Annotated in this window: 14 protein-coding genes and 1 pseudogene; 8 read left to right on the top strand and 7 right to left on the bottom strand. The window is 66.3% G+C overall.

Going from position 1 to position 14,553, the window contains the following annotated elements:
* Nucleotide 1 precedes the first annotated feature (1 nt).
* Together GD1_RS17100 and GD1_RS17095 are read left to right on the top strand one after the other, a co-directional pair.
* Nucleotides 2-700 carry an SDR family oxidoreductase gene (locus tag GD1_RS17100; RefSeq protein ID WP_059038467.1) on the top strand — a complete coding sequence of 233 codons (699 nt, stop codon included), beginning with the start codon at nt 2-4 and terminating at the stop codon, nt 698-700.
* A 28-nt stretch (nt 701-728) separates the two neighbouring features.
* Nucleotides 729-1,157, top strand: a complete 429-nt coding sequence (locus GD1_RS17095) for a PaaI family thioesterase (RefSeq protein WP_059038466.1) — start codon at nt 729-731, stop codon at nt 1,155-1,157.
* Between the two features lie 24 nt (nt 1,158-1,181).
* On the opposite strand, the pseudogene GD1_RS17090 reads toward GD1_RS17095, so the two are convergent.
* A pseudogene (locus GD1_RS17090) lies at nt 1,182-1,670 on the bottom strand (flavin reductase family protein); the annotation flags it as partial.
* A 328-nt stretch (nt 1,671-1,998) separates the two neighbouring features.
* Between GD1_RS17090 and GD1_RS17085 the strand changes: the two are divergent.
* From GD1_RS17085 to GD1_RS17075, 3 genes are read left to right on the top strand one after another with little or no spacing between them, the layout of a single operon-like run.
* Nucleotides 1,999-3,309: an amidase gene (locus GD1_RS17085; RefSeq protein WP_174519070.1), complete on the top strand. Its 1,311-nt coding sequence runs from the start codon at nt 1,999-2,001 to the stop codon at nt 3,307-3,309.
* Between the two features lie 19 nt (nt 3,310-3,328).
* Complete coding sequence (locus tag GD1_RS17080; protein ID WP_020790480.1) at nt 3,329-3,649, top strand: hypothetical protein; 321 nt, start codon at nt 3,329-3,331, stop codon at nt 3,647-3,649.
* Nucleotides 3,646-4,317 (top strand): response regulator transcription factor, encoded by a 672-nt coding sequence (locus GD1_RS17075; protein WP_059038464.1) that lies wholly within the window; start codon nt 3,646-3,648, stop codon nt 4,315-4,317. The genes GD1_RS17080 and GD1_RS17075 overlap by 4 nt, the downstream gene beginning before the upstream one ends.
* Nucleotides 4,318-4,377: 60 nt before the next feature.
* Here GD1_RS17075 and GD1_RS17070 read toward each other — a convergent pair whose 3' ends face one another.
* From GD1_RS17070 to GD1_RS17045, 6 genes are all read right to left on the bottom strand, one after another.
* The gene (locus tag GD1_RS17070) at nt 4,378-5,328 is read right to left on the bottom strand and encodes a PDR/VanB family oxidoreductase (RefSeq protein ID WP_059038463.1); all 951 of its coding nucleotides are present in this window, start codon (nt 5,326-5,328) and stop codon (nt 4,378-4,380) included.
* Nucleotides 5,329-5,398: 70 nt separating this feature from the next.
* Entirely contained in the window at nt 5,399-6,175 is a 777-nt protein-coding gene (locus GD1_RS17065) for an SDR family NAD(P)-dependent oxidoreductase (protein ID WP_244882836.1), read from the bottom strand.
* On the bottom strand, nt 6,172-6,666 hold the full coding sequence (locus tag GD1_RS17060; RefSeq protein WP_053776573.1) for an aromatic-ring-hydroxylating dioxygenase subunit beta: 495 nt from the start codon (nt 6,664-6,666) through the stop codon (nt 6,172-6,174). The genes GD1_RS17065 and GD1_RS17060 overlap by 4 nt, the downstream gene beginning before the upstream one ends.
* Complete coding sequence (locus tag GD1_RS17055) at nt 6,659-7,936, bottom strand: aromatic ring-hydroxylating oxygenase subunit alpha (RefSeq protein ID WP_059038461.1); 1,278 nt, start codon at nt 7,934-7,936, stop codon at nt 6,659-6,661. Before GD1_RS17055 ends, GD1_RS17060 begins: the two co-directional genes overlap by 8 nt.
* Before the next feature lie 93 nt (nt 7,937-8,029).
* The gene (locus tag GD1_RS17050) at nt 8,030-8,392 is read right to left on the bottom strand and encodes a hypothetical protein (protein ID WP_020789808.1); all 363 of its coding nucleotides are present in this window, start codon (nt 8,390-8,392) and stop codon (nt 8,030-8,032) included.
* 61 nt (nt 8,393-8,453) lie between these two features.
* Nucleotides 8,454-9,626, bottom strand: coding sequence for an acyl-CoA dehydrogenase family protein (locus GD1_RS17045; protein WP_083534316.1), 1,173 nt, complete (start codon nt 9,624-9,626; stop codon nt 8,454-8,456).
* Between the two features lie 146 nt (nt 9,627-9,772).
* On the opposite strand from GD1_RS17045, the gene GD1_RS17040 reads away from it, so the two are divergent.
* From GD1_RS17040 to GD1_RS17030, 3 genes are all read left to right on the top strand, one after another.
* A complete protein-coding gene (locus GD1_RS17040; RefSeq protein ID WP_059038459.1) occupies nt 9,773-11,263 on the top strand; it encodes a PAS domain S-box protein in 1,491 nt (496 codons plus the stop codon).
* A 192-nt stretch (nt 11,264-11,455) separates the two neighbouring features.
* Entirely contained in the window at nt 11,456-12,952 is a 1,497-nt protein-coding gene (locus GD1_RS17035) for a GMC family oxidoreductase (protein WP_059038457.1), read from the top strand.
* A 28-nt stretch (nt 12,953-12,980) separates the two neighbouring features.
* Complete coding sequence (locus tag GD1_RS17030; protein WP_059038455.1) at nt 12,981-14,432, top strand: aldehyde dehydrogenase family protein; 1,452 nt, start codon at nt 12,981-12,983, stop codon at nt 14,430-14,432.
* The last annotated feature ends 121 nt before the right edge of the window (nt 14,433-14,553 follow it).

Genomic DNA, 14,553 nt, shown 5'->3' with positions numbered 1-14,553 from the left:
CATGACATCTCTGCAGGACTCGGTGGTGCTGGTGACCGGCGCCAACGGCGGCCTCGGCAACCACTTCGTCCATCAGGCACTCGACCGCGGCGCCGCCAAGGTCTATGCATCGGCCCGCCGGCCGATGCAGTGGGAGGACTCGCGGGTGGTGCCCCTGCCCCTCGACGTCACCGATCGCGACTCGGTGACCGCTGCCGCAGCATCGGCACCGGACGTCGGCATCGTGATCAACAATGCCGGGATCTCCAACGGCGCGAGCGTGATCGGTGATCACACCGATCTCCGGGCGATGTTCGAGACGAACTTCTTCGGCGCACTCGGCGTGGCCGACGCCTTCACCCCCGCGCTGCGCACCCACGGCGGGACGTTGCTGAACGTGCTGTCGGTGCTGAGCTGGATCGGGATCGGCGACGGCTACAGCGCCTCGAAGGCGGCACTGTGGTCGGCAACCAACACCCTGCGACTCATCCTGTCCCGTCAGGGTGTTCACGTCGCAGCCCTCCATCTCGGCTACACCGACACCCCGATGACGGCCGGCGTCGATGCACCCAAGAACGATCCGGCCGACGTCGTGCGCCTCGCCTACGACGGCATCGAGGCCGGGGCCGCCGAGATCCTCGCCGACGACATCAGCAGGCAGGTCAAGGCCGGTCTGGCCGCACCGATCGAGACGCTCTACCCGCAACTGGCCACCCGCTGAGCCGACGACCCCCACCGAGGAGACATCGATGAGTTCCGAAACAGACACCACCGCACCCGATCTGGAGAATGCGAGTGACTTCGTCCGGGCCGCCGGACTCCGGATCGCCGAGGCAGGTCCCGAGCGGGTGGTCGGGTGGATCGACCTGGGTCCGGCACATCACACCCCGTGGGGTGTCGTCCACGGCGGGGTGTTCCTCAGCGCGGTGGAGTCCGCGGCGAGCATCGGGGCGAGTGCCGCCGTCGCCGATCGCGGACTGATCGCGGTGGGTGTGCACAACGGCACCGACTTCGTCCGCGGAGCCTACGACGGGCGAGCCGATGTGGTGGCCACGCCGCTGCAGCAGGGTTCGGGACAACAGCTGTGGCAGGTGCTGATCACGCGGGCATCGGATGGAAAGACGCTGGCGCACGGGAAACTACGTCTACAGAATGTCGCGCCCCGGGCCCGCGGTTGAGGGTCAGGCCGGCGTCGAACAGGCGAATCCACCGTAGTCACCACGGTGGAAGATCAACGGCGACACCGGGTTCGTGACGGCCATGTCGTGAACCTCACACAGGACGATCAGGTGGTCTCCGGCCTCGACGGTCTCGCGGATCCGGGTGTCGATCCAGGCGACCGAATCGGCGAGCACCGCGTCGCCGGACGGCGAGGCGAACCACTCGATACCGTCGAGCTTGTTCTCCCAACGCTTGGCCAGGGTGCGCACCACATCCTGCTGATCTTCTCCGACGACGTTGACGCACAACGATTCACATCGACTGAGGCGATCGAAGGTGCGCGAGGACTTCATCGGCATGAACGACACCAGGGGCGGATCCATCGACACGGAACTGAACGTCCCGACAACCAGTGCCAGGTGCTCACCGTCGTCGGCGCGTCCGGTGACGACGGCGACGCCGGTCGGATAGTGCCCCAGCACTTCGCGGTACACCTGGCCGTCGATGTTCTTGACTGCTGACTCGGACATTCGTTGCTTCCTCGGTCTCGGTGGACACCGACATCCCGCTGTGTGGATGTCGCTGTCACCGAACCTAAGTCAGCCCGGAGATCAACGGTAGAAGGGATATCTTTACCGCTCGGTCGGGAATTCGTCTGGAGCGACCGGACAATCCACCGGGCTCGCGGTGAGACCCCCTGCCACACCCGGGCGCCGGACGTCGCGGGGTGCTCACTCGGTCGTCCGCCGTCACCTCCAGGCCGCCGCCGTGGGATTCACTACCGTCGGGACAGGGATACCTTTACTGTCGCGACGGACCCAAAGAGGGCAGACTGGTTCGGTACGTATCAGAGGAGGAATGGTGACCCCGGCCCAGTGGACCCAGCCCATCGGCGATCAGGTGACCGCCGTCCATGACGGTGTGGTGACCGCAGAAACGCTCGCCCTGCAGGTGCGCGAGGAGATCAGACGACGCGAACCCGACCTGCACGCCTGGGTGTGCCTGGCCGACGATCTCGATACCCAAGCGCACCGTCAGGATCACGCGTCCGGCACCCGCCCGCTGCGCGGTGTGTCCGTCGGGGTCAAGGACCTCATCGACGTCGCCGGCCTGCCCACCCGATCGGGTTCGGTGGTGACCTCCGCCGACCCCGCCGGCTCCGACGCCCCCTGCATCACGCGGCTCCGTGAGCTGGGCGCCGTGATCCAGGGCAAGACGGTCACCACCGAGTTCGGATACTTCGCACCGGGCCCTACGCGCAATCCTCACGACCCCGGCCACACTCCCGGCGGATCGTCGAGCGGTTCGGCCGCCGCGGTGGGCGCCGGCACCGTCCCGGTGGCCCTGGGAACCCAGACCGCGGGGTCGCTGACCCGTCCCGCGTCGTACTGTGGGGCGGCGGGCATGGTGCTCGCCCAGGGAACCACCAGCATGGCGGGGATCTCCGGGCTCAGCGAAACCCTCGACTCGCTCGGTTTCCTGACCCGCACCACCGACGATCTGGCATATCTGTTCGACGCCTTCACCGGACGGACCGCGGCCCCGGTCGGGTCGAGTGCCGTGACCACCGCCCATCTGTGGGCAGGCAGCGGCCTCGACACGCTGCATCCCGACATGACCGAACTCCTCCAGATCCTCCCCGCACTGCTGGCCGACGCCGGGGTGCGAACCGATACCTTCGCCGGAGACGACCACGTCCGGACGCTCGCCGACGACCACCTGACCGTAATGTCGGTGGAGGCCGCGGCCACCCTGCATGACGTGTTCGATCATCATGCGGCACAACTGAGTCAGCCGTTGCAGGCGTTGGTCGAGCAGGGGCGCCGAACCACCGCCGACGCACGCTCCGCGGCGCTGATCCGACGTGACCAGTCCCAGCAGATGATCCGGGAGATGCTCGCCGACAACGCGATCGTCATCGGCCCCGCAGCCCCCGGCCCCGCGCCCGCAGGACTGTCGGCGACCGGCTCGCCCATCCTGAGCCGCCCGTGGCAGCTGCTCGGCTGCCCGGTCGTGATCGTGCCCGGAGCACTGAGCCGCGAGGGACTACCGCTGGGAGTCCAATTGATCGGACTACCAGGACTCGAGGATCACCTCTTCGAGGTGGCCCGCAAGCTGGAACCCCTGCTGCGCTCTCACACCGAACATCGCGCGCAGCAACCCGCGTGAGCAGAAAGGACGCGCCGACATGGCCATGAAGCCACGCCCGGTCACCCACCACCGCATGTTCCTCACCTGCTACGAGGACACGTTCAACTACGGGTGGCATCACGTCGACCTGTTCGTGCACGACGAGTACGGCCGCGAGGTCAACTGGGTGCACTGGACGGTGGAGGCCGACGGCCCGGAGGCCGCCGACGAGTCGGTTCGCCGCGAGGAACCGTGGTTGCGGAGGACCTCGCCGTGGGAGCACCGGGTCAGCGTCGTCGGCATGAACTATTGGACGGCCGATGCGGCCTGGGATGACGTCGCCGCCGATGCGACGACCGACTGGGCGCCGGCCGGATGACGGCCGACTCTCGAACACCGAATGCCGGGGTCGATTCCGACCCCGGCACGGTCGTCTATGTGGTCGACGACGATCCTGAACTGTGCGACTCGGTGGACTGGCTGCTCGGCAGCATCGGGATCTCGCCCCGGATCTGTCACAGCGCCGCCGCATTCCTGGAGACCTACACCGGAGATCACCCGGCATGCATCGTGCTCGACATGCGCATGCCGCAGATGAGTGGTACCCGGCTACAGGAGAAGCTCAACGAGATCGCCCCGCACGTGGCGATCATCTTTGTCTCGGCGCACGGGGACATCCGGATGTCGGTGTCGACGATGCAGGCCGGCGCACTGGACTTCCTGGAGAAGCCCTACGATCCGCAGCGGCTGCTCGACGCGGTGCAGTCCGGGATGGAGAAGGCCGCCGAGCGTTTCCACTCCTACCGGGCGCATCATTCGGTGGCCGAGAAGGTCGCGTCACTCACCCCACGCGAACGCGAGATCCTCGCCCTGGTGGTGGAGGGACTGCCCAGCCAGAACATCGCCCGCAAGCTGGGCATGAGCGCGAAAACCGTTGATGTGCACCGTGCCCGGATCAAGAGCAAGACCGACGCCGACAGTATCAGCACACTGGTCCGCGACATCCTGCGCTACGACGTCGCCGTACCCATCGACCCCCGTTCCTGATCACCCCCGACATTCGGTGATCAGGAACGGGGTCGGTTCGGGAACACCCCATTCGGCCGATCAGTAGTAGTCGAGGACCATCCGCTCGCCCTGTGCGCGGGACACACAGGTGGCGATGACCTCACCGGAGTCCTTCTCGGACTTGGACAGAACGTTGTCACGGTGTTCGGGGGTACCGGAGAGAACCGACATGATGCAGGTACCGCAGATCCCCTCTTGACAGGAGGTGTCGACGTCGCAGCCGTTCTCGTTGAGGACGTCGACGATGCTCTTGTCGGCGGGGATCTCGTAGACCTCGCCGTCGAGCTCCACCTCGAAGGCCGAGTTGGCCGATGCGTCGGGTTGTTCTGCGGCGTGGAAGTTCTCGATGTGCACGGCCTCGGCCGGCACGTACTGCTCGGCCACGGCCACCATCTTGTCCATGAAACCCTCGGGGCCACAGACATAGACATGCGACCCGGACGGTGCCGCGATCAGTGCGTCACCGAGCAGTTGCGACTGACTGTCACGCCCCACGCCGAGGTGGGCGTGCACCTTGTCCGGGCACCGATCGCGCAGGAGGGGCAGGAATGCCGCCTCCTGCTCCGAGCGGGCGAAGTAGTGCAGTTCGAACGATCCGCCGGCCACGTCGAGATGGCGCGCCATGCTGAGCATGGGCGTGATCCCGATCCCGGCAGCGATCAGGACATGATGCGCTGCACTGCTGTCGATCTCGAGCAGGTTCCGGGGCTCACTGATCTGCAGTGCGTCACCCTCGGCGACGTCGTGCAGTGCCGCCGACCCGCCCCGGGAGTTCTCCTCACGCTTGATTGCCACCGCGAACGGCTCCCGGCCGTCGGGCGCCGAGCACAGCGAGTACTGGCGGGTGATCGCGGTGGGCCCCACCACGTCGATGTGTGCACCCGGGGTGTAGGCACCGATCGAGGTGCCGTCGGGTTTCGTCAGATAGAACGTCTTGACCGTGGGGGTCTCCTGGACGATCCGTGAGACGACGACGTCGATGAGGGGCATGAGTGAGTTCTCCTGGGGCAGCGGTCAGTACACACGTGTCGTCAGGGCACGTGGGGTCGGGGCGCGTGCGTCAGCGGACGTAGAGACCGCCGTTGACGTCCCAGCACGCACCGGTGGCGAAGTAGGCGTTCTCTGCGGTGAGCAACGCCACCATGTCGGCGACGAAGGCCGGGTCGCCGAGGCGTCCCACCGGGATTCCGCCGATCATCGCGTCCACCTTGTCGGCCGGGATGGTCTTGCGGAACACCGGAAGATCCAGCGGGCCGGGGGCGATGGCGTTCACCGTGACCCCCCTGCCCGCGAGTTCGCGGGCGAACACCTTGGTGGCGGTGAGGATCGCACCCTTGGACGCGGCATAGTGCGCACCCGTGGCCGTGCCGCCGTTCTGGCCGGCCAGCGAGGCCAGGTTGACGATCCGACCGAATCCGTTGTCGGCCATCGCCGAACCGAACACCTGGCAGCCGAAGAAGATGCTGTTCACGTTGGTGTTGAGCACCTCGGTGAACTCTTCCTCACCGACGGTCAGAACGTCCGCGGTCTGGGTGCGGGCAGCATTGTTGACGACGATCGACGGTGTGCCCCAGACCTTCTCGATCTCCGCCAGGGCGGACTCGAAGTTCGCCTTGTGGGATACGTCCAATTCGAGGGCCATGGCCGTCGAGCCGTCGGCCGACAGTTCGGCGGCCACCGCGGTGGCATCCTCGATCGCGATGTCGGCCAGCACTACTCGGTGTCCCTGCGCGTGCAGACGACGGGCCACGAAGGCGCCGAGTCCGCCGGCCGCACCGGTCACCACCGCGATCCGTCCGGTGTCGGTGACGGTCTCGCCGGTGATCACGGCGCTCACAGGAGGAACCCGGAGGCACTCACGGCGTCCTCGCTGTCGATCAGGCGGGCCACCTTGAGACTGATCCTGTCGCCGTCGTCGGACAGCGCGATGGTATGGGTCATCTCCGCACCGATCGTCGAGAAGGCATTACGCTTGAACGCGTTGAGGATCTGGGCCGAGCGGATCGTCACCGAGGTGTCGCTGACCTCGGAGACGGTGAACCGCGAGACCACCCGCACCGTGCGGGCCGCGGCAACCGCCGACGGGGCGTAGCCCTGCATCATCCGTTCCACACGCAGGTGGCGCATCCGCTTGTCGTCGTAGACCATGTTCAGCGACGCCGCGAAGTCGTCGGTGTCCGGGTCGATGGGGATGACGTACATCGCGTCGTCGGTGTACATCTCCTCCCATGCCGGGTAGTCCTTGGCGTCGAGCACCTCGGCCTCGCGCCAGATCAGGGCGATCGCCCGCTGCACGCGGGTGTCGGTGAACGTCAGCACCTCAGTCATCGGTCATCATCTTCTTCCACATCTCGTAGGACTCCCGCATACCCGTCTCATCGGTGACATGCGATGTGGCCCAGCCTTCTTCGGTGACGTACTCGCGGTTCTCCCCGCGGTTCACCAGGATCGGCATGTTGGGGTTGCCGCCGGCGCCGATCTGCACCCGGTCCCAGCCCTCGGCGTCGTCGGGGCTGCCGAAGCCGAACGGCCCCTGGAAGTGCTCGTGGATACGCAGGCGCTCGCGATTGATCGACTCGGGGCCACCATCCATGCCGATCGCCATGTGCCACACCTCGGTGACGTCCACGCTGATCGGGATGAGCAGACGGAAGAACGACGACGACATCGCGATGTTGGGGAACATGTTGAGGTTGAACCCACAGCCGTGCATCGAGCGCATATAGCGACGGATGCGTTCGGGGCTCTCCCCGGCGGCCTCGAGTTCTTCGACGAGGTGGGCGAATCGCGGCTGGATCTCCTCGTCCCCGTCGTCGATGTCGAGGTCGGCGTGTGCGGCGGCCATGACGGCCACGCTGTGACCGTTGCCGAGGGCATGCGTCTCGGCCTTGGGGTCGTCCATGAACGACATCATGTTGGCGGTCTCGGCATCGACCGAGGCCATCCACGACTTGTGCACCATCGGGAAGTGGTAGCCGTCGGTGGTGTTCTCCAACTGGATCTTCCAGTTCCCGCGGAAGCGGAACTTGTGGATGCCGATCACCTTGGTGGGGAATCCGTTGGACTGCTTGAGGAATCGCTCCATCCAGATCTTCGCGTCACCGAGGTAGTCCTCGAGTGGCTCGATATCGGGGTTGAATGTCGCGAAGACCATGCCGAGGTAGCTCTCGGTGCGCAGGGTCTGCAGCGGGTAGTCCTTCTTGTCCACGACGCCCTCGTAGCCGTCGGGGTAGGGGATGCCGCGCAGCCGACCGTCGAGAGTGTAGGACCAGTTGTGGTACGGGCAGGTGAAGCCATTGGCCTTACCACTGCGCTGATCGCACACCGTGGCACCGCGATGGCGGCACCGGTTGAGCATGGTGTTGATGTTGCCCTTGCGATCTCGCGCCACGATCACCGGCTGGTCGCCGACCTGGGTGGTCTTGAACGAGCCCGCCTCCGGGATCTCGCTCTCGTGGGCAACCCAGACCCAGGTGCGGTAGAAGATCTTCTGCATCTCCTCGGCGAAGATCTCGGGGTCGGTGTAGAGCTGTCCGGCGACGCGGTCGTTCTCGGCGAGATCGGCGAATCGACGGGTGGGCCGTTCGGTGGTTGTCATGATCAGTTCTTTCCTTGCTGGCACCGGAATTGCGTTCCGTGGGTGTGGTTCTGGAATTCGACGGGCCTGACTTGGGCGGTCAGGGTTCGACAGTCAGAGTTCGACGTCGTCGCGAATCGTCAGTTCACGGCCCATCCGTGCCTCGATCGTGAAGTACTTCCACAGCGCGTACTCGCCGACCATGGTGGTACGCAACAGATTGCACGCCGCCTTGACGGTGGGCTGATCCACCACGTCGGCGAGCACATAGAACGTCCAAGGCCATCCCGCCGACGGACCGACCATGTGGGCGTCGTCGTCCATCGTGCCGATCACCTCGACACCGTCCATGGCCTTGAGGGCACCGAGGAACTCCTGGGTGGCCTCCCACACCGGACCGATCTCGGCCTTGGGCAGGTCGAAGAAGTTCTGGTTGTTGCCGACGCAGAACAGGGTGCGTAACGGTTCGGATGTCATGAGTGGGGCTCTCCTGGATGGTGGGACTGAGACGGTCGGAGATCGGGCGGTGCAACGCCGATCACGGAAAACTGGGGATGCCGGCGTCGAGACCGAGCAGGACGGCACCGGCCGCCTCGTAGGTGCCGGTCTGCAGCATGGCGTGTTGGGCCGGCACCATCGCGTCCTGCAGATAGCGCTGCAGCGGATGGGTGTCGTAGATGGCACCGGTGCCGGCGAGGTCGAACACGTCGAGCGCAACGCGTCGTCCGACGTGGGCGGCGTGGGTGGCGGCCAGGCGCAGCATCGCGGTGTCGGAGGACGAGATCGGTTGCCCGGCAACCGCCTTGTCCCAGATCTGCGCGGTGGTGTCGTAGAAGAAGGCACGCGCCGAACGCAGCTCGGCCTCGGCGCGCGCCACGCCGGTCTTGTAGAAAGACCGATTCCCCTTGACCTGTCCACCGGTGATCGAGGTGCGGGCGGCACCCACCTCGACGGCATAGTCCAGGGCGCCGCGGGCGGCACCGAGGGTGACCACCGCGAGGACCTGCGCCGCATAGGCCAGACCCGGATAGCGGGTGATGGGCTCGTCGATCTGCGGTGTTCCGCCCCGCACGAACACCATCTCGTCGGGGACGAAGAGCCTGTCGGCTCGCACCGAGTGCGAACCGGTTGCCTTCATGCCGGCCACATTCCAGTTCTCCACGATGTCGACGTCGGCCGGATCGACCAGTGCGGTCAGCGGCTTGCCCGCGGTGTCGGGTCCACCCGCGAGGCCGATCCCGAGGATGTCGGCTCCCATACAACCGGAGGCGAACTGCCACACACCGGTGCACACATAGCCGCCGTCGACCTTCTCGGCCTCCTGCATCGGGAACAGGCCGCCGGCGTAGGCGACGTCGGGACCGGACGCGTAGATCGTGGCCTGGCTGGCCGGCGGCAGCGCGGCGAAGTACACCAGCGACGACCCGAAGCTCGCCACCCACCCGGTGGCCGGATCGACTGCCGAGATCTGCTCGACCATCGACATGAAGTCGGCCGGCGCCATCGGCTCGCCACCGAACTCGGTGGGCGTGGACGCCCGGTACATACCGGCCCGCTTGAGCAGGGCGATGAAGTCGCGGGAGACGTAGCGCTGCGCCTCGAACTCGTCACGCCGATCCCGCAGGACGTCGAGCGCGTGGGCGAATGCCGCCTCACGGGCGGGTCCCGCCGGTTCGGCCACCACGCGCTCGGTCATACTCTCGGCGGTCATTGACTGTCTCCGTTCAGATTCGGAATTCCTCTCCAGCGCTACACTATGGAGATCCAGAGGCCACCGGTATCGGGATTATCTGCCCCGGGGGTAAGTGATCCTTTAGTCGTCGGCCTCGGCCGCGACGAGATGGGAGGTCAGACGCGATGTTCCCGGAGCGGCGTGACTTCGAACAGATGATCCGCAACACCGGAACCGGCATCCTCATCCACGAGGCGGCGTCGAAGAACATCCTGTGGGCCAATCCTGCCGCCTGCCGCATGTTCGGGTTCACGATCGAGGAACTGAAACCGCTCAAGGCCCACCACATGAGTGCGCAGGAGCGGCAATACCGGCGCGAGGTGGGTGTGGCGTGGCTGCAGTCGGCGGTGGTCCACGGGTCGAGCCGAAAGCAGTGGAAATACCGTGCCAAGGACGGCACCGAGTTCCTCACCGATGCACGGGCAACACTGGTCCATTGCGTGGACGGACCGGTGGTGATGGTCGAGTTCCGCAACATCGATGACGAGGTGGAGCTACAGGAGGAGCTGACCTGGGTGTCGGCGTCGCTGCAACGCATCATGACCCACACTGCGGCCGGTGTGGTGGTGCTCGACGAGGACAACTGCATCGACGACATCTCCCCTCTGGCCGCCCAGTTGTTCGGGCGTACCCCCGCCGAGTTGTCGGGGGTGTACCTGGAGGACCTGGGCCGGTGCGAACCCCGTCTCGCCAGCGATCACGTGATCGGCAGGCTCGGCAGCGGGCACGGCTCGGTGAGTATCCTGCAGGAGGTCGCCAAGGCCGACGGGTCCACGTCGTGGTTGGCCGGTGAGCTGGAGATCGTCGCGCACGACGGAATGCGTTCACGGGTGCTCACCGTGCGTGATGTCACCGATCGGGTCGAGTGGGAACGCCGAAACGCCTATCAGGAGGCCAACCTGCAGTACCTGAGCAGGTACAACGCGATGGGCGACATGGCGATGATCCTCGCCCACGAGCTGGGCCAGCCCCTGGCCGCGTCGACCAACTATCTCAGCGGTCTGCGCGCCCGCCTGAGCGGGGACGATCCCGATCCGCAACGCCTGGCCTACGGAATCGACCAGATCGAGAAGCAGTTGCAGCGTGCCGCCGACATCGTGGGCTCGGTGAAACGCTATGTGCGGCGGATCGAGAGCACCTCGACGCTGATGGATCTCAACGAAACGGTCGAGGAGAGTTTGTATTTCGTGCGTCTTCGGGCCGCCGAGCAGGGCGTACGCGTCTTCGCCGACATCCTCGACCGGGACATGCTGATCGAGGGCGAGAGCGTTCTGATCGGGCAGGTGATCATCAACATCTGCGTCAACGCCATCGACGAGATCGCCAAACCGGGCACCGAGGTCAAAGAGTTGTCGGTGACCACCGACGTCGATGACGGCAATGCCGTGGTCTACATCCGTGACCAGGGCGGTGGCATGCAGTCCGCCCAGCCGTCGGACCGGTTGGCCTCGGGCGCGTTCAGCGCCAAGCAGGACGGTTCGGGGATCGGCTTGATCATCTCCGAGCACATCGTCGAACGCCACGGCGGGACCATCCGGTATCTCCCGAACGAACCCCGCGGCACCACGGTCGCGGTGACGCTGCCGCTCGCCGGCCCCGACGACGCTGCGCGGTAAAGGATTCCCCTATCGCGGCGTTGGTAACACCCAGTGGTCGCCGGTGTTTTCGGCCGATAGCGTGAGAGCACGGCACTCATGCCGCCATCCCGAGACCTGACAGCGTGGTCGATGTCTTGTGGCCAGTTACCCCCGGTCGGCGCCCACCGGCGTCTTCTCGTCCGCGCATGCCCCGACCGCTAAGGAGAATCCATGCAGACTCCCGATGTTCTCGTGCTGGGCGCGGGCACAGCCGGTTCCATCATCACCCGCCGCCTCCTCGACGCCGGCCTGGTCGTCACCCTCGTGGAAGCCGGCGGACACGACACCAATCCGGCCATCCACGACATGTCGCGGGTCGGCGAACTGTGGCTCGGCCCCGAGGACTGGGGCTATTTCTCAGCGCCACAACGTAATGCCCAGGACCGTCGACTCCACATCCCGCGCGGCAAGGTGGTCGGCGGCTCCAATCAGCTCAACGGCACCATCTGGGTCCACGGTTCACCGTGGGACTACGACCAGTGGGCCGCGGCCGGCAACACCGGCTGGGACTGGGAGTCGGTGGCGCCGATCTTCAAGCGACTCGAGGCGGTCGACGCCGACAGCCACATGGATGTCGTCGAGCCCACCCTCTCGCCGATCCAGCAGGCGATCCTGGATTCCGCCGTCTCCCATGGCCTTCCGCTGAACCCGGACTACAACTCCGGCGTCCAGGAGGGTTCATCGCGGATGAAGCTGAATCTCCGTGACGGCAAGCGCCTTTCGACATGGGCCGCGTACATGAGGCCGGTGCTCGACCATCCGCGGCTGACCCTCGAGGTGAACTCGCTGATCGACTCGCTGATCGTCACCGACGGTGCGGTTCGCGGTGTGGTGGTGGTCGGTGCGGATGGATCCCGCCGCGAGTTGCTCGCCGGCCAGGTGGTCTTGGCCGCCGGCGCCCTGGGCTCCCCGGCCATACTGTTGCGCAGCGGCATCGGCCCGGCCGCCGAGCTCGAGTCGCTGGGCGTCGACGTCGTCGCCGACGCGGCCGGGGTGGGTCGCAACCTGCAGGATCACTTCCTGGTGCCGGTGATCTTCGGCACCGAGAAGCCGATCGATCCGCCACAGCCGTTCCAGCCGGTCACCCAGACCCACTGGTTCTGGAAGAGCGATCCGTCGCAGCCGGTACCCGACACCCAGCCGATCAACTTCAGCATCCCGTTCTACTACGACCAGGGAATGACCGGTCCGGCTTCGGGATTCACTCTTCATGCCGGCTTGATCCGGCCGCGCTCCACCGGCACCGTGACGCTGTCGAGTACGGCCCCGGACGCCGAACCGGTGATCGACTTCAACCTCTTCGACGACGAGCGCGACCTCGCTGCGCTGGTGGCGTCGGTGCGCCAGTGCCGCGAGGTGGCCCGCCAGGGCGCACTCGCCGACGAGTGGGGTGCCTCCGAGGCGCTGCCCGGTCCCGACGTGGACGACAGCGATGAGGCGATCGCCACCTGGGTGCGCCGAGCGGTCAACACCTACCACCACCAGACCAGCACCTGCCGGATGGGTGTCGACGCCGATGCCGTCGTGACCCCCGGTCTGAAGGCCCACGCGGTGGACAACCTGATGATCGCCGACGCCTCGGTGATGCCGTTCGTCACCACCGGAAACACCAACGCACCGGCGGCGATGATCGCCGAACGTGCCGCCGACATCATCATCGCCGGCTGAGCCCGCCGGCAGAATCGAGGAGCAGTTCATGATCGACATCTCAGGCGTACGGACCGGCCTGTTCATCGGTGGCGAATGGCTTGCCGCCCAAGACACCTTCACCACCCACAACCCGGCCACCGGCGCACCGCTGGTGGAGTTGGGTGCGGCGAGCACCGCCGACGTCGACGCCGCGGTCGCCGCGGCCACCGCAGCCTTCCGTGGTGAGTGGGGTGCCACGGCACCGTCGGCCAAGAGCGCACTGATCAACAAGCTCGCCGATCTGGTGGAGCGTGATCTCGACGAGCTCGCCGCGCTGGAATCGATCGACATGGGGCGTCCGGTCGGGGTGAGCGCGGCCATGATGGTGCCCAACCTGATTGGGTCACTCCGGTACTACGCCGGGTGGGCAGACAAGATCAACGGTGAGTTGATCACCAACGACGGCTACATGGGGATGGCCCCCACGCATGCCTACACCAAGCGGGAGCCGCTGGGCGTGGTCGCGGCGATCATCCCGTGGAACGCACCGCTGATGATCCTGGGATGGAAGCTGGGCCCGGCACTCGCCTGCGGCAACACGGTGATCATCAAGCCGGCCGAGGACGCGTCACTGTCGATCCTGAAGTTCGCCGAGCTGGTCGCCGAGGCCGGCTTCCCGGCCGGCACCGTCAACGTGCTGCCCGGCCGTGGTGCGGTGGCCGGTGAGGCGCTGTCGCTGCATCCCGGCGTCAAGAAGATCTCGTTCACCGGTTCCACCGCAACCGGCCGCCGGATTCTGCAGAACTCGGCGGCGACGTTCAAGCGCACCGCCCTCGAACTCGGCGGCAAGGCGCCGCAGATCGTGTTCGAGGACGCGAATCTCGAAGCGGCCATCCAGGGTTGCGCGATCGGGTTGTTCATGAACCAGGGTGAGGTGTGTGCCGCGGGTACCCGCATCCTGGCGCACCGTTCGGTCTATGACGCCGTGGTCGACGGTCTCAAGGGTGCCGCACAGGCGCAGGTGGTGGGCGATCCCTTCGATCCGGCCACCACGATGGGCCCGCTGGTCAACGCGTCCCAGCGCGACAAGGTCGCCGGGTACCTGAAGAAGGGTGCCGACGAGGGTGCGCAGGTGGTCGCCGGCGGTTCGGTACCCGACGTTCCGGGGTATTTCGTGGAGCCGACGGTGTTCGCCGGGACCAACGAGATGACCGTCGCCCGCGAGGAGATCTTCGGCCCGGTCGGCATCGTGATCCCGTTCGACTCCGACGAGCAGGCGGTGGCGTTGGCCAACGACAACGAATACGGGCTGTCGGCCACCATCTGGACCCGTGATCTGTCTCGCGCACATACGGTGTCGGGCCAGATCGAGTCCGGGGCCATCGGTGTCAACGGCTGGTCGCCGTTGGCCCCGCAGTTGCCCTGGGGCGGAGTGAAGTCCAGCGGCATCGGTCGTGAGCTCGGCTACGAGGGAATCCTCGCCTACACCGAGCCCAAGACCGTCACGATCGTTCTCTAGTTCTGGGGTGTTCTCCCTGCGGAGAGCACCTGTCGTGAGACATCGGGGCGGACGGCGTGTGGGGCATACCGCCGTCCGCCCCGATCCCATTCACCGGTCGAGTGGTGACCCGTGCATCCGG

The sequence above is a fragment of the Gordonia desulfuricans NBRC 100010 genome (genome assembly GCF_001485495.1).
Lineage (GTDB): Bacteria > Actinomycetota > Actinomycetes > Mycobacteriales > Mycobacteriaceae > Gordonia > Gordonia desulfuricans.
Note: the sequence above shows the minus strand (reverse complement) of the source record. Positions and strands in the feature narration are given on the sequence as shown.